General features: G+C 35.6%; 18 protein-coding genes. 16 read left to right on the forward strand and 2 right to left on the reverse strand.

Translation table 11 applies throughout. The features are described 5' to 3' along the window. Positions 1–195: 195 nt before the first annotated feature. The 3 genes from DU508_RS17930 (at position 196) to DU508_RS17940 (ending at position 4,214) form a co-directional block, all read left to right on the forward strand. Positions 196–2,142, forward strand: coding sequence for an amino acid permease (locus tag DU508_RS17930; protein ID WP_115404148.1), 1,947 nt, complete (start codon positions 196–198; stop codon positions 2,140–2,142). A gap of 1,078 nt (positions 2,143–3,220) precedes the next feature. Continuing rightward, the gene (locus tag DU508_RS17935) at positions 3,221–3,766 is read left to right on the forward strand and encodes a transposase (protein WP_115404149.1); all 546 of its coding nucleotides are present in this window, start codon (positions 3,221–3,223) and stop codon (positions 3,764–3,766) included. A gap of 13 nt (positions 3,767–3,779) precedes the next feature. Beyond that, a complete protein-coding gene (locus DU508_RS17940) occupies positions 3,780–4,214 on the forward strand; it encodes a transposase (protein WP_147273659.1) in 435 nt (144 codons plus the stop codon). 16 nt (positions 4,215–4,230) lie between these two features. On the opposite strand, the gene DU508_RS23910 is transcribed toward DU508_RS17940, so the two are convergent. Together DU508_RS23910 and DU508_RS17945 are read right to left on the reverse strand one after the other, a co-directional pair. Continuing rightward, positions 4,231–4,383 (reverse strand): hypothetical protein, encoded by a 153-nt coding sequence (locus DU508_RS23910; protein WP_158542205.1) that lies wholly within the window; start codon positions 4,381–4,383, stop codon positions 4,231–4,233. Positions 4,384–4,387: 4 nt separating this feature from the next. Next, positions 4,388–6,364, reverse strand: coding sequence for a KUP/HAK/KT family potassium transporter (locus DU508_RS17945; RefSeq protein ID WP_115404151.1), 1,977 nt, complete (start codon positions 6,362–6,364; stop codon positions 4,388–4,390). A 292-nt stretch (positions 6,365–6,656) separates the two neighbouring features. Between DU508_RS17945 and DU508_RS17950 the strand changes: the two genes are divergently transcribed. The 13 genes from DU508_RS17950 (at position 6,657) to DU508_RS18010 (ending at position 19,459) form a co-directional block, all read left to right on the forward strand. After that, on the forward strand, positions 6,657–7,076 hold the full coding sequence (locus DU508_RS17950; protein ID WP_233509667.1) for a T9SS type A sorting domain-containing protein: 420 nt from the start codon (positions 6,657–6,659) through the stop codon (positions 7,074–7,076). Between the two features lie 73 nt (positions 7,077–7,149). Next, complete coding sequence (locus DU508_RS17955; RefSeq protein ID WP_115404152.1) at positions 7,150–7,761, forward strand: fumarylacetoacetate hydrolase family protein; 612 nt, start codon at positions 7,150–7,152, stop codon at positions 7,759–7,761. Positions 7,762–7,764: 3 nt separating this feature from the next. Beyond that, positions 7,765–9,495: a M23 family metallopeptidase gene (locus DU508_RS17960; RefSeq protein ID WP_115404153.1), complete on the forward strand. Its 1,731-nt coding sequence runs from the start codon at positions 7,765–7,767 to the stop codon at positions 9,493–9,495. A gap of 155 nt (positions 9,496–9,650) precedes the next feature. After that, positions 9,651–10,115: a thioredoxin-dependent thiol peroxidase gene (gene bcp / locus DU508_RS17965; RefSeq protein ID WP_115404154.1), complete on the forward strand. Its 465-nt coding sequence runs from the start codon at positions 9,651–9,653 to the stop codon at positions 10,113–10,115. Between the two features lie 57 nt (positions 10,116–10,172). Continuing rightward, positions 10,173–11,018, forward strand: coding sequence for a transketolase (locus tag DU508_RS17970; protein WP_115404155.1), 846 nt, complete (start codon positions 10,173–10,175; stop codon positions 11,016–11,018). Between the two features lie 181 nt (positions 11,019–11,199). Then, a complete protein-coding gene (locus DU508_RS17975; protein WP_010602830.1) occupies positions 11,200–12,159 on the forward strand; it encodes a transketolase family protein in 960 nt (319 codons plus the stop codon). A 138-nt stretch (positions 12,160–12,297) separates the two neighbouring features. Continuing rightward, positions 12,298–12,858 carry an RNA polymerase sigma factor gene (locus DU508_RS17980; protein ID WP_115404156.1) on the forward strand — a complete coding sequence of 187 codons (561 nt, stop codon included), beginning with the start codon at positions 12,298–12,300 and terminating at the stop codon, positions 12,856–12,858. 15 nt (positions 12,859–12,873) lie between these two features. Then, positions 12,874–13,548 carry a hypothetical protein gene (locus tag DU508_RS17985; RefSeq protein WP_147273660.1) on the forward strand — a complete coding sequence of 225 codons (675 nt, stop codon included), beginning with the start codon at positions 12,874–12,876 and terminating at the stop codon, positions 13,546–13,548. A gap of 91 nt (positions 13,549–13,639) precedes the next feature. Next, a complete protein-coding gene (locus DU508_RS17990) occupies positions 13,640–14,080 on the forward strand; it encodes a hypothetical protein (protein ID WP_115404292.1) in 441 nt (146 codons plus the stop codon). A gap of 70 nt (positions 14,081–14,150) precedes the next feature. Next, positions 14,151–15,350: an aspartate aminotransferase family protein gene (locus DU508_RS17995; RefSeq protein ID WP_199562741.1), complete on the forward strand. Its 1,200-nt coding sequence runs from the start codon at positions 14,151–14,153 to the stop codon at positions 15,348–15,350. 70 nt (positions 15,351–15,420) lie between these two features. Then, entirely contained in the window at positions 15,421–16,098 is a 678-nt protein-coding gene (locus DU508_RS18000) for a response regulator transcription factor (RefSeq protein WP_115404158.1), read from the forward strand. Between the two features lie 91 nt (positions 16,099–16,189). Further along, positions 16,190–17,491 carry an ATP-binding protein gene (locus DU508_RS18005; protein ID WP_115404159.1) on the forward strand — a complete coding sequence of 434 codons (1,302 nt, stop codon included), beginning with the start codon at positions 16,190–16,192 and terminating at the stop codon, positions 17,489–17,491. A 69-nt stretch (positions 17,492–17,560) separates the two neighbouring features. Continuing rightward, the gene (locus DU508_RS18010) at positions 17,561–19,459 is read left to right on the forward strand and encodes a 7TMR-DISM family protein (RefSeq protein ID WP_233509668.1); all 1,899 of its coding nucleotides are present in this window, start codon (positions 17,561–17,563) and stop codon (positions 19,457–19,459) included. The last annotated feature ends 131 nt before the right edge of the window (positions 19,460–19,590 follow it).

Below are 19,590 nucleotides of genomic sequence, written 5' to 3' on the forward strand. Positions count from 1 at the left end.
TAAACACATACAGATTACAATACAAATCGATTTTTACTTTCTGTATAGAAATGATTTTGGAATTTCAGATTATAAAACCAGGTTATTTTATACCTTTTTATTCTGAAAATTTCGATGTAATGAAATTTATATCTCGCTTTAAACGTTTTTAACTGATATTTTTATAAGTTTGAGGAATACAACAACCAAACAAAGATGTTCGAAAAGCTATTCAGAAAGAAATCGATTTCCAAGATATTAAAAGATGCGGCAAGCGGCTATGGCGACCATGACAATACGCTTCATAAAACATTAGGTGTACGGGATTTAACCGCTTTTGGTATTGCGGCAATAATTGGTGCCGGTATTTTTAGCACCATCGGCAAAGCCAGTGCAGATGGCGGTCCGGCAGTAATATTTTTGTTCATCTTTACAGCGATTGCTTGTAGTTTTGCTGCTTTCGCTTATGCAGAATTTGCCTCGATGGTACCTGTTTCAGGCAGTGCTTATACTTATTCGTATGTTGCTTTTGGCGAATTAGTAGCGTGGATTATTGGCTGGTCGCTGATTATGGAATATTCAATCGGGAATATAACAGTGGCCATTTCATGGTCTGATTATTTTACAGGATTACTCTCCACTATCAAAATCCCGTTCCTCGGCATTAATGGGATTCATATTCCAGACTGGGCAACGATGGATTATTTGAGTGCTTACAATGGAAACAAGCATGCCGAAGCTTTACTTGCAGCAGGCAAAAATCTTGCTGATTTAGATTCTGCAACAGCTCTGGCTAATAACGCCTGGATTACCGCACCACAAATTGGAGGATTCCATTTAGTGGCTGATATTCCGGCATTGGGCATTATTATCTTAATTACCTGGTTAATTTACCGTGGAATGAAAGAAAGCCGCAATGCCAGCAATGCTATGGTGGTAGTTAAACTAGCTGTTATTTTGCTGGTTTTGGCTGTGGGTATTTTTTATGTTGACACTAAAAATTGGGATCCATTTGCACCAAACGGAGTTTCCGGAATATTAAAAGGTGTGTCTGCTGTATTTTTCGCTTACATTGGTTTTGATGCCATTTCTACCACAGCTGAAGAATGTAAAAATCCACAACGTGATTTACCTCGCGGAATGATGTGGGCAATTATTATTTGTACTATTTTATATGTAGCTATTGCTTTAGTTTTAACAGGAATTGTAAGATCAAATACTTTAGCTGTAGGCGATCCATTAGCCTTTGTTTTCGACCAAATTGATTTAAAGTTAATGAGTGGAATCATCGCTGTGAGTGCTGTTTTTGCTATGGCAAGCGTACTTTTAGTATTTCAAATGGGTCAGCCACGTATCTGGATGAGCATGAGTCGCGATGGTTTGTTGCCTAAGTCATTTTCAAAAATTCATCCAAAATATAAAACACCATCTTTTGCAACTATTGTGGTGGGCTTTGTGGTTGCAGTTCCATCCTTATTCATGAACCTGACCATCGTTACTGATCTATGTTCTATCGGCACTTTGTTCGCCTTCGTTTTGGTTTGTGCAGGTGTTTTAGTGTTGCAAAACCGTCCTGATGTGCAACGTGGTAAATTCAAAATTCCTTATGCAAACAGTAAATTCATTGTGCCGATTGCATTTATTACGGCTGTTGTTTTTGCTTTTACTCAATACGGAAAGGAAACAAAATCGTTCTTTTTAAACGAACCTAAAACCATTGAAACCATAACTTTCGTCACTTCTTTAAGCGGTGATGAACTTAAAATTGTAAAAGAAGAAATTGTAAAAGATGCCACTCCACAAATCATGCTGGCAGATAAAGTTGATGCAGAATCTTATTTGAGTGCTCTGCCTGCAGATCGTTACGAGCAATTCATTTCAGCATCAAAAGTTTCTATCGAAAAGAAGTATGAAAGCGGCTGGAGTTTGTTTAAGCATAAAATCCCAATGTGGATTTTTCTAATTATCTGCGTGATCATCTGTTATTATTGTATTACTAAAAATCTATCATTGATTCCCGTTTTAGGATTGATCAGTTGTTTATACATGATGTGTGAATTGGGAATATCTAACTGGATTGGCTTTGGAATCTGGCTTGTGATTGGGTTAATTGTGTACTTTGCATACGGTTACAAACATAGCAAGCTAGCACAGGAAATATAATGAAATGGGATACGATCCTTCAATACATCATCGGAGATTGATAAGATTAAATATTCTTATCTTATTTTGATTGTCATTATAGCTTAAAACAAAGTATACTGGTTTCGGTTGGTGAGACACCAACCGATAGGTATTAGGTATAAAGAATGCCTACAGTTTAAAAGTTCAGGAAAGATTCATCCTTAAGTTATCGGCTGGTGTCTCACCGACCGAAACATTATTTAATTCAAAATTCTTATCTTGTTTTGATTATTCCTATAGCTTAAAACAAAGTATACTGGTTTCGGTTGGTAAGACACCAACCGATAGGTATTAGGTATAAAGAATGCCTACAGTTTAAAAGTTCAGGAAAGATTCATCCTCAAGTTATCGGTTGGTGTCCTACCAACCGAAACATTATTTAATTAAAAATTCTTATCTTGTTTTGATTATCCCTATAGCTTAAAACAAAGTATACTGGTTTCGGTTGGTGAAACACCAACCGATAGGTATTAGGTATAAAGAATGCCTACAGCTTAAAAGTTCAGGAAAGATTCATCCTCAAGTTATCGGTTGGTGCCTCACTGACCGAAACATTATTTAATTAAAAATTCTTATCTTGTTTTGATTATTCCTATAGCTTAAAACAAAGTATACTGGTTTCGGTTGGTGAAACACCAACCGATAGGTATTAGGTATAAAGAATGCCTACAGCTTAAAAGTTCAGGAAAGATTCATCCTCAAGTTATCGGTTGGTGTCTCACCGACCGATAGGTATTAGGTATAAAGAATGCCTACAGCTTAAAAGTTCAGGAAAGATTCATCCTCAAGTTATCGGTTGGTGTCTTACCGACCGAAACATTATTTAATTAAAAATTCTTATCTTGTTTTGATTATCCCTATAGCTTAAAACAAAGTATACTGGTTTCGGTTGGTGAGACACCGACCGATAGGTATTAGGTATAAAGAATGCCTACAGCTTAAAAGTTCAGGAAAGATTCATCCTCAAGTTATCGGTTGGTGTCTCACCGACCGAAACATTATTTAATTAAAAATTCTTATCTTGTTTTGATTATCCCTGTAACAAAAAAAAACAATTATGAATATTTTTCATAAACGACAGGGACAAATGGATTATAACTATCCCTATTTCTACACTGATACAATATGTGATTTTAGAAATTTATTAGAAAATGATCAATTTAAATTGATTGTTATGAATTCATTGCAGTTCTTAGTTCAACAAAAATTAGTTGAGATTTATGGCTATGTGATTATGCCTAACCATATCCATTTAATTTGGAATATGTTAAAGTTAAATGGGAAAGAAAGTCCAGTAGCAAGTTTTACAAAATTTACTGCTCATCAATTTAGAAAGTATCTGATTACCCATAATCCACATTTACTTGAGCATTACAAATCAAAAAAAGAAGATCGCCACTACCAATTTTGGAAACGAGATCCATTAGCCATTCCATTAAGTACTGAAAATATATTAATTCAGAAGTTAGATTATATACATGAAAACCCCATAAAGGACCGATGGCGTTTATGTAAATACCCTGAAGATTATGCTTGGAGTAGCGCTCGTTTCTATAAAGATGGGATTGACAATTTTGGAATTCTTAAACATTTCAGAGATTAAATTTCGGTTGGTGATGACAACCGATAGAACTAATGAATATGGAATTATAGCGAATAATGAATGGATTAATCTGTCTGAAAGATTTTCAAATTTCGATTTGGATGTTTTTCAGATTATGCCGAATCATATGCACGGTATAATTATTTTGTCAGACATCGGGGCAACCCTTGCGGTTGCCCAAGAAGAAAAAGATGAATTAACAAGGGCAACCGCAAGGGTTGCCCCGACAATTGGAGCATATAAATCAATTGTTTCAAATTCATGTTTACAACTATTTAAATTACAAAATAGATCAATGGGCAAACTATGGCAACGGAATTATTATGAACATATCATACTTGATGAAAATGCTTATTATAATATTTCAAATTATATCATAAATAATTCTGCTAATGGACCGAAGACAAGTTCCATCATTAAACAAAACTCCTCAATTTATAAAAATTAAGGAGTTTTGTTTAAGATTATTTCTTTTTTATGAAAGCTAAAACAGTGATCATTACCAGTCCCAAACCTGAGGCAATCATGTAGCTATTAGCATGATCCAGATGGTATATCTTTGCTGCCGGACCAATGATAAAAAGGCCAATTCCTAATATTAATATTGCTGTCCTCATCGTTTTAAACCGGTAATCTGTTTAATTCAATATCATCGGGCGTAACGAAAATCAATGGAACTTTCTCTACATCAACATAGCTGCTGTCAAGTCCAAAACTTCGCTCTTCTGATAAACTCAAACGTTTCAAAATGAAATAATAATCCATGATTGTACGTTCATAGAAACTCAATTTAGTAAACTTAGAAAGATGTTTCTCCAACAGCACGAATCTGAAATCGCCTGCAATTTTATGTTTATTCAGTGATTTGTATTGACTAGTAATATCAACTTCACCATTTTTCACTAAATCTTCAATTACTTTGCGATAAAGTAAGTTAACACGCTGTTCGATACGGAATCCAAGTTTAAAATCGATACGAATTAGTTTTCCGGGAATCAAGAATTCAACCTTGTAATCCATGGTATAAGGTTCATCCATTACATCAACGTGAACAAGCCAATATACATCAGCACGTTTAGGCTCTTTCTGTATAATGGAATAAATAATTTTTGATTCTATTTCCGTTTTAAAGTTTGCACTGGTTAAGTAAACCAGTTGAGAAGAATATTTCGGAACCGTCTCATCGCTACTTAATTCACTTAAAATTTCGTAGTAATCCTCAATTTCCACGTATTTAACGAAACGGTTCTTGATTTTACGAGAATTGTACCAGGTCCACATCACACTTAGCAATGCGCAACCAATTAACAGTGTTACCCAACCACCATGTACAAATTTGAAGAGGTTACCTGCCAGGAAAGAAAGTTCAATTGCTCCATAAATAGCAACAAAAATAACAATCAGGTACTTCGGAAATTTCTTTCTCAACATATAAACTGCCACTAAAACAGTTGTCATTAAGAACGTAAGATTAATGGCCAAACCGTAAGCGCCCTCCATATCGTCTGATCTTTTAAAAATCAAAACAATAATGATACATCCAATGCAAAGTAACCAATTGATGGAAGGAACATACAGCTGTCCTTTTTGCACACTTGGGTAGTTGATTCTAACTTTTGGCCAAAGGTTTAATCTTACAGCCTCCGAAATTAATGTAAATGAGCCTGATATCATGGCCTGAGATGCAATAACCGCAGCAGTTGTAGCCAATGCTACCATATATAAAACCATCCCTGGCGGAACCAGTTCAAAAAATGGGTTCACAAAATGAGGATCGTAATTCGGGTTTTTCAACACCCAGGCACCCTGCCCTAAATAGTTGAAAATCAGCATTAGTTTAACAAAAATCCAGCTTATTCTTATATTTTTCTTACCACAGTGGCCTAAATCAGAATAAAGCGCCTCTGCTCCTGTGGTACAAAGAAAAACACCACCTAAAATAGCAAGCGCACCAGGATTTGTTGTTAAAAGATGTATGGCATAGTATGGGTTTAATGCTCTAAAAATTGAAGGATCATGAATGATTTGTCCGAGGCCCGAAACACCTAATGCCGCAAACCAGAGAAACATGATGGGGCCAAAAAGCTTTCCGACCAAATTAGTACCGAATTGTTGAATGATAAACAATAAAGCAATAATGGTAATGACTATGGGTATTACAGATACCGTTGGGAATTTGAGCTTTAAACCTTCTATAGCAGAAGTTACTGTAATGCTTGGTGTAATCATGCCATCGGCCAAAAGCGCTGCTCCACCAATAATCGCAGGAATGACCAACCATTTGGCTTTTTTCCTCACTAAGGAGTAAAGCGAAAATATCCCTCCCTCGCCTTTATTATCAGCACGCAAAGTAATCATTACATACTTGATCGTTGTTTGCAAGGTAAGTGTCCAGATTACACAAGACAGCGCTCCCAAAACCAGATCCGGATTTATATAAGAGCCACCTCCGCCGCTTTTTTCTGCAATTTCTTTAGCCGTTTTAAAAATTGCTTTAAGCGTATATAAGGGTGACGTACCTATATCGCCAAAAACAATTCCCAAACTTACCAGTACTCCCCCAGCAGTTAATGCATTGACATTTTTATGATTTGACACTTCGTTGATATTTTCTGCGAGCAAAAGTAAAAAACTATAAGAAATTAACAACCAAATTATTGTGTATTTTTAACACTATGAATTTTAATTATTATTGTTAAATTGTGTTAAATTATGGCTTTTAAACAAAATGTTTAATTTCTTTGTTTTAAATCAATACATTTGCTTTACCAATTTGATGAAACTTTACACTAGGATAACGTTACTCGCAAAACTTGTATACATTTTATGTATTGTTTTGCTGTGCAATGTGAATTCCTGGGCACAACAAGCTGATAGTATTCATATTAGTTTGAAAAACAGAGTAAAAAAAACCAGTAGAATTCCTGAAATTAAAGCAAACATTCAGCCTTATAAGCCGCTTTTTAGTACCCTGGGAACATCAGGAATGTTTAACACTTACTCTGGCACATCAAAATCATCAACTTTATCAGCCACTAAAGATAAATTATTAACGATTGTAAAAATCTATCCGAACCCTGTTGAAGATCAATTGAACATTATTTTATCAATAGGAAAAGATGGTACCCAAACAACCATCAAAATTATCGATTTGCTAGGAAATGAGGTGATTACGCTGGCCAATGAGCGATTAAACGCTGGCGAGCAAACTAAAAGCTTTACAATTCCGAGTCGATTAAATTCGGGGATTTACTTTTTACGGGTAATGGCCGGCTCTGAAAGTCAGGTAAAACGGATCTCGGTTTTATAACATCATTTTCTTTTCTATTTTTGGCTACCCGAGATTTTTGATCTCCATTCTTTTACCTCAATATTTAAATTAAATGAAAATCATCGCCATTGGTCGTAATTATGCCGAACACGCAAAAGAATTAAACAACCCTGTTCCTACAATACCTGTAATCTTTATGAAACCAGATACGGCAGTGTTAAAGGATAATAAACCATTTTATCTGCCAGATTTTTCTGATGACGTACATTTTGAACTTGAGGTGGTTTTAAAAATCTGCAAAGAAGGTAAGCATATTGCAGAAAAGTTTGCTGCAAATTATTATGATGAAATTGGTTTAGGAATCGATTTTACCGCTCGCGATATCCAAAGTAAACATAAGGAAAAAGGGTTGCCCTGGGAGCTTGCCAAAGGGTTTGATCACTCCGCTCCCATTAGTGTTTTTTTACCTAAATCGGATTTTGAAGATTTATACAACTTAAATTTCGAATTAAAAGTAAATGGCGAGAGTCGTCAAAAAGGTCATACTAAAGATTTACTGTTCTCGTTCGAGAAGATAATAAGCTTTGTTTCGCAGTATATCACATTAAAAAAAGGAGATCTTATTTTTACCGGAACTCCCGAAGGTGTTGGTAAAACAAACAAAGGCGATAAATTAGACGCCTGGCTGGAAGGCAAACAACTTTTAAATTTTGACGTAAAATAACGAATGATTAAAAATCCGATCCTGAATTTCACTAAATTTTTACTTCCCGTTTTATTATATGCTTTTAATTCTGCTCAGGCTCAACAGATTTTTAGCACAAATAAATACCCGATTACTGATTTTCGACAGCCTTTGGATATTGTTCCTCCGGCTCTTGCAGGTTCCTTTGGCGAAATTCGTGGCAATCACTTTCACTCTGGCATTGATTTTAGAACCAATCAAAGGGAGGGTTATCCTGTATACGCAGTAGCTGATGGTTATATTTCTCGTTTAAGGGTTCAAAACAGCGGCTTTGGACAAGCGCTTTATATCAATCATCCGAACGGCTTTACAACAGTTTATGGCCACCTACAACGTTTTGCACCAAAAACTGCAACTATTGTTAAAAATCTGCAATACGAAAAGAAATCTTTCGAGATTGATGAATTTCCAGATGCCGCTCTAATTCCCGTTCGTAAGGGGGAGGTTATAGCATGGTCTGGTAACCGCGGAAGTTCTGGCGGACCACATTTACATTTTGAAATCAGAGACACCAAAACCGAAGAAACCATCAATCCTCAATTCTTTGGCATCAATATTCCAGATAATATTCCTCCTGTAATCCATGGTTTATATGTTTATCGCTTAAACGGTAAAACATTTAATGAATCTACTCCAAAACAGGCAATCGCAATTACCGGAGCAAGTGGTAATTATAAAGCAAATGCACCGATAAGCCTGACCGGAGAAGTTGGTTTTGGAATTGTAGTTACCGATCGCCACAATGGTTTATCAGGCACAAACGGTGTTTATTCCATTCAATTGGAATTAGATGGAAAAATGATTTATACTTCTGCTTTGGAACGTTTCGCTTTTGAAGATAGCAAGGCCATTAATTCACATATTGATTATTCCACCTATCTGAACACAAAAACAAGCATTCAAAAAAGTTTTGTTGATCCGGGAAATCCCTTGAAAATTTACAGCGGTTTAATTAATAATGGTAAAATTAACTTCAATGATGGCGCATCACATCAGCTTCGTTACATCATCACTGATTCTAAAGGAAATTCATCGGTTTTGCCTTTTACCGTAAATGCTGGTGCTGCTCCTGTTGTTGCTGCAACTATTCCTGCAGGCATCATTTATCCCTATAATAGGGCGAACGAATTTAACAGCGACGAAATTAAAGTCGTTCTCCCGCAGGGAACTTTATACAATGATTTAAATTTCACTTATAAAAAACTTCCAAAACCAACTGGCAACGCCTGGTCGGCCATGCACCAAATTCATCATAAATACATACCACTTCATATTGGTTTCGATTTATGGATCAAGGCAGATGCGCTTCCTGAGAATTTACAGAACAAAGCATTGATTATAAGTTCAGGCGGTTCATCGCAAGGTGGGTATTACGAAAACGGTTATGTAAAAGCCACACCGAAAAATTTTGGCACTTTTTATGTCGCTATTGACACCATTGCCCCAAGAATTACCCCAACTAATATCGCTGATGGTAAAAGTATGGCTGGATTATCAAAAATGACCTTTAAAATCAGTGACAATCTTTCCGGAATCAAAAGTTTTAACGGATACATTGATGGCAAATGGGTTTTAATGGAATTTGACGCAAAAACTGCTACCCTTTGGCACAGCTTTGATGAAAGAACAACTGTTGGAAAACATTCATTTGAATTGGTTGTGGCTGATATGAAAGATAATGTGAAACGATATGGCATCTCGTTTTTCAAATAGAGGGTAAGGGTTTTAATATTTCAACATTGAATTGAGTGCTGAAAAAACATCACATTAAATTAAAAAATGTCATCTTTTAATTAAGATTGAACACTATAATGAGTTAAACTGTTAAATTGCACATTCAATCACTCAATAATTCAATCATTTAATATATGGCAGCGTTAAAAGAAGGTGCCCAGGCACCTGCAATAACATCAAAAGATCAAAACGGCAACGAAGTATCGTTAAGCGATTACAAAGGTAAAACGGTGGTTCTTTATTTTTATCCAAAAGATGATACACCTGGCTGTACGGCTGAAGCTTGTGATTTTAGAGATAATTACCAGGGCTTACAAGCTAAAGGAATTGTGGTTTTAGGTGTAAGTGTTGATGATGAAAAATCACACCAGAAATTTATAAACAAGCATAGTTTACCTTTTACACTACTGGCAGATACAGATCAGAAAATTGTAAATGACTATGGAGTATGGGAAGAAAAAAACATGTATGGCAAGAAATACATGGGCACAGTTCGTACAACTTTCATTATTGATGGCGATGGAAAAATTTTGCACATCATTAAAAAAGTAGACACAAAAAACGCCACACAACAAGTACTCGATTTAATCAATAACTAATTATGATATAGCAAGTAAAATATTAACTTTGCTATGTAACAACAACCTCTTATTTTAATGAAACATACAATTAAAGAGCTAGAAGATATTGCTTCACAAATCAGACGTGATATCGTAAGAATGGTTCACGGATGTCAATCTGGCCACCCGGGTGGTTCACTAGGTTGCACTGATTTTTTTACAGCCTTATATTTTGAGGTTTTAAATTATAAAAAAGACTTCAGTATGGATGGTATTGGTGAAGATTTATTCTTCCTTTCCAACGGTCATATTTCTCCGGTATGGTACAGTACATTGGCACATGCTGGTTTTTTCGATAAAAGTGAATTAGCAACTTTCCGTAAGTTGGATTCAAGATTACAGGGACATCCAACCACTCACGAGCACTTACCTGGAGTACGTGTTGCATCAGGCTCTTTAGGTCAAGGGATGTCAGTTGCCATTGGTGCTGCCCTAACTAAAAGACTAAATGGTGATAATTCTTACGTTTTCAGTTTACATGGCGATGGAGAATTACAAGAAGGCCAAAATTGGGAAGCTGCAATGTTTGCACCGTTTCATAAAGTAGATCATTTAATTTGTACAGTAGACTACAATGGCCAGCAAATTGATGGCCCAACAGATAAAGTGCTTTCATTAGATAGCTTACAGGCTAAATTCGAAGCTTTTGGCTGGCATGTTATCAATACTGATGGTAATGATATGGCTGCAATTGTAGAAGGTTTACATTACGCTAAAACCTTGGCAGGAAAAGGTAAGCCAATTTTGAATTTAATGAGCACTCAAATGGGTGCTGGTGTCGATTATATGATGGGTTCTCACAAATGGCATGGTACAGCTCCAAATGATGAGCAATTGGCAACAGCTTTGGCGCAATTACCAGAAACTTTAGGGGATTATTAACCCCCTAACCCCCTGAAGGGGGAATTAATAGCAGGGTAAAAAATAAATAGTAAAATTATCCTAATTCCCAAAAAGGAATAAATAACATTTAATTTTAATTACAAATAAAGCCCCTTTAGGGGTTTGGGGTATGAAAACCTGAGAAGCAAGCTTGAACACCTTTAAATAAAAATATAAAAACGTGAAAAAATATACATATACAGAAAAAAAAGATACACGTTCGGGTTTTGGAGCTGGCTTACATGAGGCCGGAAAGAAAAACGAAAATGTGGTTGCATTGTGTGCCGATTTAGTAGGATCACTTAAAATGGACGCTTTTATTAAAGATTTTCCAGAGCGTTTCACTCAGGTTGGTATTGCTGAAGCCAATATGATTGGTATTGCAGCGGGCATGACAATAGGTGGCAAAATTCCTTTTACAGGTACTTTTGCTAACTTTTCAACCGGCCGTGTTTATGATCAAATCCGTCAATCTGTAGCCTATTCAAATAAAAACGTTAAAATTTGTGCATCTCATGCTGGTTTAACTTTAGGTGAGGATGGTGCAACACACCAAATTTTAGAAGATATTGGTTTAATGAAAATGTTGCCTGGAATGGTGGTTATCAATCCTTGCGATTATAATCAAACCAAAGCTGCAACCATAGCAATTGCAGAATACGAAGGTCCGGTTTATTTACGTTTCGGTCGCCCGGTAATTCCTGTATTTACAGATCCTGATCAAAAATTTGAGATTGGCAAAGCCTGGATGGTTAACGAGGGAACAGATGTAACCATTATTGCAACCGGCCACATGGTTTGGAAAGCAATTGAAGCAGGAGAAAAATTAGCAGAATTAGGTATTGATGCAGAAATTATAAACATCCACACGATTAAACCTTTGGATGATGAAGCCATCTTAAAATCAGTTAAGAAAACAGGTTGTGTGGTAACATGCGAAGAGCATAACAAATTTGGTGGTTTGGGCGAAAGTGTTGCTCGTTTATTAACCACAGAATTACCAACACCACAAGAGTTTGTAGCTACGAATGATACTTTTGGTGAAAGTGGAACACCAGATCAACTAATGTCTAAATACGGTTTAGATGCTGTAAACATTGTTGAAGCCGTACAAAAAGTAATTGGCAGAAAAAAAGCTTAATAAAATAATCACGAAAGGCACGAAGAACACAAAGCGTAATCTTGGTGGTCTTAGTGCCTTTGTGGCTTAAAATATCAAACAAAAGATCATTTTTCGGAAACTTTATTCCCAAATTGATTTTATAAAGCAATCATTTTAATGAAACAAGTTGAAGATTCGGAAATTCTTGAAATGTTTGCTGTCGAGAAAACTCGTAATGAAGCCTTTAACCTGCTTTTAAAAAAATATCAGCAGAAAATTTACTGGCATATCAGGAGACTGGTACTTAACCATGATGACTGTGACGACCTGTTACAAGAAGTTTTTGTAAAGGTTTGGAAAAACCTTGATAAATTCAGGAGCGATTCGCAGTTGTATACATGGATATATCGAATTGCAACAAATGAATCAATAACGTTTTTGAACAAGCAAAAACAAAAAAATAATACACCTTTTGATGAAGTATCTTCAGAATTGGCTGATAATCTCGTGGCCTCATCATATTTCAACGGTGATAAACTGGAACTTAAATTACAAAAAGCAATTCTTACGCTACCTGAAAAACAACGCATCATCTTTAACATGAAATATTTTGATGATATGAAGTATGAAGAAATTTCAGAAGTTTTAGGAACCTCTGTTGGCGCTTTAAAAGCATCATTTCACATCGCGGCAAAAAAAATTGAAGCTTTTATCACAAATGATGAAATAGACTATTAAACCTTTTTGCCTAAATTGAATCATATATCTGTGATGAATGAAAATGTAGAAAATAACGATTGGAAAAAGGACGCACCTGTTCTGGCAGCAATGGCCAGAAGGAATCCTTTTGCCGTTCCGGATAACTATTTCGAAAGTGTTGAGGAGACGGTTCTTTCCGCTGTCTTTTTAGATGGATTGAAGCAAAAAACAAATGACAATAGTTTTGAGGTTCCACAAAATTATTTTGAAGATTTAACGGAACGTATTGAAACGAATATCAGGTTATCAGAACTGCCCATTACAGAAAATGCTTTTGCTGTTCCTGAAAACTACTTCGATACTTTACAAAGCAGAATTACAGATCGGATTGTTGCCGGGGAACCTAAAAAAGTTGCTAAAATTGTTCCATTGTGGAGAAGAAACATCGTTAAATATGCGAGTGCTGCCTGCTTTGTTTTAATTGCATCTTTCGGTGCCTATTTTTATCAAAACAGTACATCAATTCCAGTGGCTCAAACTCGATCGGCAGATCTTGCAAACGAGCAAATGTTATATGATATTGACGAAAGTACCATCATTGAACATCTGGAAGCACAAAATGCATCATCATCAAATACCAAAACAATTTCTGCGTCAGATACAGAAATGGAAAACTATATTTTGAGTAATTTCTCATCCGATGATTTAACTCAAGAATTAAATAATTAATTAGGAAACCATCATGATTTACCAAAAAAAACATACAAATCTAAATCATGATAGCTTCATCACATTGAAAACAATAACAAAATTGATGAAAATGAAGAATTTACTTTTTGTTGCTTTATTGTTTCTGTTACCGGCTACGCTTTTAGCTCAAAGACCTAAAGGCGAGGAAATAGAATCACTTAAAATAGCTTATTTTACGCAAAAACTGGATTTATCTCCAGAAGAAGCTAAAGTGTTCTGGCCAATTTATAATGATATGCAGAGCGAACAAAATGCATTACGCAAAGAACGTATGCAAAAAATGATTTCATTTAGAAAAACAGATGAAATTGATAATCTTACTGATGCCCAGGTTCAAAGTTTAATTACAAGCGAATTTGATTTTAGGCAACAGGATCTTAATCTGGAAAAAAAATATTACAACAGATTGAAATCAAGCTTACCGATTAAAGTGGTTGGAAAATTTTACAGAGCCCAGGAAGGATTTAAGCGGGAATTGCTCAATAGATTTAAAGGCGGACCAAGAAATTAATCAAGAAGACTTACAGCGATGTAGGTCTTTTTTTGTTTTACAGGCTATTCTATTTCCGTACTTTTGTGCCATGCTTACCAAACGTCAGTTATTTTTACAACACAATGCGCAAACCTCTCCTGAGCCACTAATGCTCGAATTTGTACGGGCAAAAGGAGTTTACATATACGATTCAAAAGAAAAAAAACATTTAGATCTTATTGCCGGCATCGGTGTGAGCAATGTTGGTCACTGCCACCCGGCAGTGGTTAAAGCGATACAGGAACAAGCCGAAACCTATATGCATTTGATGGTATATGGTGAATATGTCCAAACCCCTCAGGTTAATTTTGCAAAAGCTTTAGCCGATATTTTACCTGAAAGTTTAAGCTGCACTTATTTTTTAAACTCTGGTACCGAAGCCGTTGAAGGTGCCATGAAACTGGCAAAACGTTATACAGGAAGAAAAGGTTTTATTGCTTGTAAAAATGCTTATCACGGGAGTACACAAGGTGCCGAAAGTTTAATGGAAAGCGATTTCTATTCATCAGGATATGGACCGTTTCTGCCGAATGTAAGTTTTATTGAGCACAACAATATTGCTGATTTAGAAAAAATCACCGCTGAAATTGCAGCCGTATTCATCGAGCCTATTCAAGGCGAAGCAGGAATTAGAGTGGCTGATCTAAAATACATGCAGGCACTTAAAGCTAAATGCCAGGAAACAGGAACGCTGTTGATTTTTGATGAAATTCAGTCGGGTTTTGGCAGAAGTGGTAAAATGTTTGCTTTTGAGCATTACAATGTAGTGCCCGATGTTTTGCTTTTAGCAAAAGGAATTGGCGGCGGAATGCCTATCGGTGCTTTCATTAGTTCCCTTGAAATCATGTCAGTTTTATCACACAACCCTATTTTGGGCCACATGACAACCTTTGGTGGCCATCCGGTTTGCTGTGCCGCCGGTTTAGCTACGTTAAGAACTTTAGTTGATCATGAAATTATTGATGAGGTTGAAGAAAAAGGACAATTATTCAAGCAGCTTTTAAAACATCCGGCAATTAAAGAAATAAGAGGTAAGGGCTTAATGCTTGCTGTAGAATTTGAGAATTTCGAAATCAATAAAAAAATTATCGATGCCTGTATTTTAGATGGAGTCCTGTCTGATTGGTTTCTTCATTGCAACAATTCCATGCGTATTGCCCCGCCTTTAATTATTACCAAAGAAGAAGTCAGAGAAGCTTGCGAAATCATTCTTAAAAACATTAACTTAATTTTTGGGCTTAGCGCTTAAAAAAGAAAGACTGAAAGCTGGTCGTAAATCTTGCAATACCGTAAACTGATAACTGTAAACTGCCAATCGAATGAATGTACTAATTGTTGAAGATGAAAAAAGCCTTGCACTCGAAATGGATGAATTTTTGAGTAACGAAGGATTTATCATAGAACATGCATGGAAAAAATCATCGGCTGAAGAAAAGATCTTTGTAAATAATTATGATTTCATCCTGCTGGATTTAGGCTTGCCTGATGGGGATGGGTTTGAAGTATTGAAACAGCTAAAAACAATGAAAGACCGCGACGATGCTGTGATTATTTTAACTGCCAGGAGCGCTGTTGATGACCGGATTAAGGGATTAGATGAGGGTGCAGACGATTATTTGCCTAAGCCATTTTCACTAAATGAACTTTTGGCAAGAATGCATGCCATTACCCGCAGAAAACATAAGCTGGAGAAAAATGAAATCAATATTCATAATTTCCTGTTGAATATTCAAAACAGAACAGTATCCTTTGGCGAAGAAAGATTGAACCTGACTAAAAAGGAATTCGAAATATTTAACTATCTGGTTTTAAACAAGAATCGGGTGGTTTCTAGAATGAGCTTAACCGAACATGTTTGGGGCGATATTCTGGAAGTAAATTCCGATTCAAACTTTGTAGATGTGCATGTTAAAAATTTGCGTAAAAAACTGGCTGCAATCAGTCAGATAGATTGGTTTGAAACCGTTAGAAGCATTGGTTACAGGATTAATTGTTAGCTTGGATCAAAAACCTGAAGCTAAAAGGCCATATTCCATGTAAAAATAAACCTAATGAACTAATGAACCAGTAAACTATTGAAACATCAAAATGAAGTTACAGGTTAAATTTTCTTTATATAATGCCATAACTAAAATTGCAATCATAGTGGTTTTGGGCGCCATTATTCTTTTTTCATTAGATAAGCTTGCTTATAACCAGCTTGATAACCGCCTGATTAAAAAGAAAAACAAGATTATAGAACATCTTAGTGATAGCGAAATTGATAGCCTTTTAAACAAGGAACAATCTTTTACAGACTACAACATATTAAAGGAAGAGTTTATTGTTTTAACCGATATTCCGGATAATCAGAAAGATTCATTAGCCGAAGTATTTACCGAGAAACGGGAAATTGAAGGCGACGTGGAAATTTACCGGATACTGAATTACAAGTTTTCTTACCATACCAATTGGTACAAGCTGGAAATTGGTGAATCAATGACTGCACTTGCATCAATTAAAAATGCCATTCGCTTTTACATGCTTGTTGTTCTATTTTCTGCATTATTAATTACGCTGGTTACCGATTATTTCTTTTCAAACTTTTTACTTAAACCCTTCTATTTAATCATCGATAAAAAGATTAACCGTGTAAACGACCCCTTACATTACAATTATCAAAATATTCCAACAAGTACTGATGATTTTAAGATTTTGGATAACAGCGTAAATTCTTTGATGAAGAAAATAAATACCCTTTTCGCATTAGAGAAGCAATTCATAGCCAATGTTTCACATGAGTTACTCACTCCTATTTCCATTTTAAGTACACGTTTTGAAAACATGCTCAACACACCTGGTATTCCGGTTGAGCATGAAAATAAAATTTATGCATCGCTCAAAACCCTTAATCGCTTAAAAGTGATTATTAATAGCCTATTGCTCATCTCTAAAGTAGAAAACAATCAATATCTAAAAACAGAAGAAATAAGCATTAAACAAGAAATAGAAGATATTTTTGAAGAACTGGAAGATCGGATTGCCGATAAAAGCATCCGCTACGATTTAAATGTGGAAGATTTCCATTTTACCGGTAACAAGGCTTTAATTCACACTTTACTGATCAACATCATCAACAACGCCATAAAATATAATGTTAGTGGCGGTTTCATATCCATTACCGGCAAAACCATTAATCATCAATATACTCTCACGATTACAGATGGCGGTTTGGGCATGGATAAACAGCTGTTGGAAAATGCCTTCGATCGTTTTAAACGTGGAAACACAGAAGAAAATGGATTTGGCTTAGGTTTGGCCATCGTTCAAAGTATTGCAAAATTTCATAAAATAGATGTCGGAATTCAATCTGAAGAAAACAAAGGAACCAGCGTAACACTTCATTTTTAAAATGAAATTAGTCTGATAACCTGATTAGTACCACATGAATACAAATGATTACCTTTGTTATTCATGCTGATGTTACCTTTTTTCAAGAAAATCTTTTTATTATCATTTGCCATTGCACTGTTTCCACTTTCTGGATTGAAGGCACAAAAAACAGTGGAAATACAAGATGATGTACCTCAACATATCTTTACATTTAAAGAAATTGAGATTCTGGAAGATGCACAAAACAAGTTTACCTTTGATGAGATTAAAAGTGAAAAATTTGATCAGAAATTCAAAGCCAGCCTTACCAGTACACCTCAAACTAAGAAATTAAACACAACCTATTGGTTCCGCATTAAAATTAAGCAGAACAAATCGGCAGAAAAACCGTTTATTCTGGAGTTCTTCGATCAAACAATCGATCGGATTACAGCTTACATTCCACAAAATGATAAAAGCTATAAAGTAGAAAGCCTTGGAGATGCCCATGCATTTAATGAGCGTTTAATACACCATAAAAATTTTGAAATTCCTATTCAGAACGAAGGGAACGATACACAAATCTATTATTTCAAAATCAGTTCTTCACAAATTTCTGATATCATTATAGTTCTCAGAACCGCTGAGTGGTTTATTTCTTATGCATTGGATGAATATTTCTATTTCGGTATTTTTTATGGGATGATTTTGGTTTTTAGTTTCTATAACCTCATCATGTACATTGCCATCAGGCAAAAGCAGTATTTATATTATGTGCTCTACAATTTAAGTGTCGGTTTTTTTGAGATGAGCACCGATGGCATTGCCTATCAATACCTATGGCCAAATGCACCTGCCTGGAATCAGGTTGCTTATGCTTTTGCGCTTTGTGCTACCAGTATTTTTGCTCTGCTATTTACCCGAGAGCTCTTATTTGTAAGGGCAAAAGCGCTAAAGCTAAACCAATTGATTATGGGTGTAATTGTGATCAGACTGATATTTTTTGTTTATTGCTACCTGTTTGATCAAACCCTGTTCAGTTATAAATTTATTGAAGCGATACCACTCTCTGTAGCTTTTTTTACAGGTATTTATATTTATAAAAACGGATATCAACCTGCCCGTTTCTTTGTTTTAGGTTACAGTTTCTTATTTGCGGGCTTTACTTTAAAGTTCTTAATTATGCTAGGAGTTAGCTGGTTAAACTTTGGCGTGGTAAGTTATTACAGTTTAAGCTTTTGTTTTATCCTCGAAATGATATTTTTATCATTTGCCATTGGAGATAAGGTTCGTCTTTTAAAGCTTAAAAAGGATAAGGCACAGCAAAAAATCATCAGGCAAATGGCCATTAATGCTAAACTGAAAGATACCGTGAACCAGGAACTCGAAAGTAAGGTTGAGGAACGGACCAGAGAAGTTTACCACAAATCGCTCATTATCGAAAGTAAAAATCAGGCATTGGAAGAAGCAAATGCTTTGCTCCAAAAACAAGCAGAAGAAATTTCCCGCATGAATGTGCTGCTTGAGCAAGACAATGAAGAACTTCAAACCAGTGTGGAAAAAGTAACCCGCGATAGGGTTATGAATACCGAGGTTGATTTTGAAGAGTTCAGTAAAATTTATCCGGATAAAGAAACCTGTTATGAATTTTTAGCTGAATTGAAATGGAGTAAAGGTTACCATTGCCGTAAATGCAGCAACGATCATTATTTCGCCGGCCATATTTTACATAGCCGCAGATGCAGCAAATGTGGCTATGAAGAATCGGTTACCACCTATACCATTTTTCACAATACCAGAATACCCATTAACAAGGCATTCTACATGATCTTCTTAATCTACTCTTCAAAAGGAAAAATATCATCACATAAGTTATCCGAATTACTTTCCATCAGGCAAAGCACCTGCTGGACATTTGGCACCCGCATTAAAAAAGTAATGGACGACAGGAAGAAAATGCTCAAAAAATCTGGCAAAAATGGCTGGAGCCAGCTTGTAATCGAGTAATTCACTGTTCAGTTTAGTCACATTTTTGTTGTTTTACCAGTTAAAAACAAAAAAATAGTAAAGGTACTTAAGCGTATCATTTTCATTCTGTAAACCTATTCTTAAAGGCTGGTTATACACTGATAATCAAT

Source organism: Pedobacter chinensis (assembly GCF_003339865.1).
GTDB classification, from domain to species: Bacteria; Bacteroidota; Bacteroidia; order Sphingobacteriales; family Sphingobacteriaceae; genus Pedobacter; species Pedobacter chinensis.

What these genes read in the sequence shown, in the direction of transcription:
- DU508_RS17930 (WP_115404148.1), top strand. Translation starts at nt 196, where the DNA reads ATGTTCGAAAAGCTATTCAGAAAGAAATCGATTTCCAAGATATTAAAA.
- DU508_RS17935 (WP_115404149.1), top strand. Translation starts at nt 3,221, where the DNA reads ATGAATATTTTTCATAAACGACAGGGACAAATGGATTATAACTATCCC.
- DU508_RS17940 (WP_147273659.1), top strand. Translation starts at nt 3,780, where the DNA reads ATGACAACCGATAGAACTAATGAATATGGAATTATAGCGAATAATGAA.
- DU508_RS23910 (WP_158542205.1), bottom strand. Translation starts at nt 4,383, where the DNA reads ATGAGGACAGCAATATTAATATTAGGAATTGGCCTTTTTATCATTGGT.
- DU508_RS17955 (WP_115404152.1), top strand. Translation starts at nt 7,150, where the DNA reads ATGAAAATCATCGCCATTGGTCGTAATTATGCCGAACACGCAAAAGAA.
- DU508_RS17960 (WP_115404153.1), top strand. Translation starts at nt 7,765, where the DNA reads ATGATTAAAAATCCGATCCTGAATTTCACTAAATTTTTACTTCCCGTT.
- bcp (WP_115404154.1), top strand. Translation starts at nt 9,651, where the DNA reads ATGGCAGCGTTAAAAGAAGGTGCCCAGGCACCTGCAATAACATCAAAA.
- DU508_RS17970 (WP_115404155.1), top strand. Translation starts at nt 10,173, where the DNA reads ATGAAACATACAATTAAAGAGCTAGAAGATATTGCTTCACAAATCAGA.
- DU508_RS17980 (WP_115404156.1), top strand. Translation starts at nt 12,298, where the DNA reads ATGAAACAAGTTGAAGATTCGGAAATTCTTGAAATGTTTGCTGTCGAG.
- DU508_RS17990 (WP_115404292.1), top strand. Translation starts at nt 13,640, where the DNA reads ATGAAGAATTTACTTTTTGTTGCTTTATTGTTTCTGTTACCGGCTACG.
- DU508_RS17995 (WP_199562741.1), top strand. Translation starts at nt 14,151, where the DNA reads ATGCTTACCAAACGTCAGTTATTTTTACAACACAATGCGCAAACCTCT.
- DU508_RS18000 (WP_115404158.1), top strand. Translation starts at nt 15,421, where the DNA reads ATGAATGTACTAATTGTTGAAGATGAAAAAAGCCTTGCACTCGAAATG.
- DU508_RS18005 (WP_115404159.1), top strand. Translation starts at nt 16,190, where the DNA reads ATGAAGTTACAGGTTAAATTTTCTTTATATAATGCCATAACTAAAATT.
- DU508_RS18010 (WP_233509668.1), top strand. Translation starts at nt 17,561, where the DNA reads ATGTTACCTTTTTTCAAGAAAATCTTTTTATTATCATTTGCCATTGCA.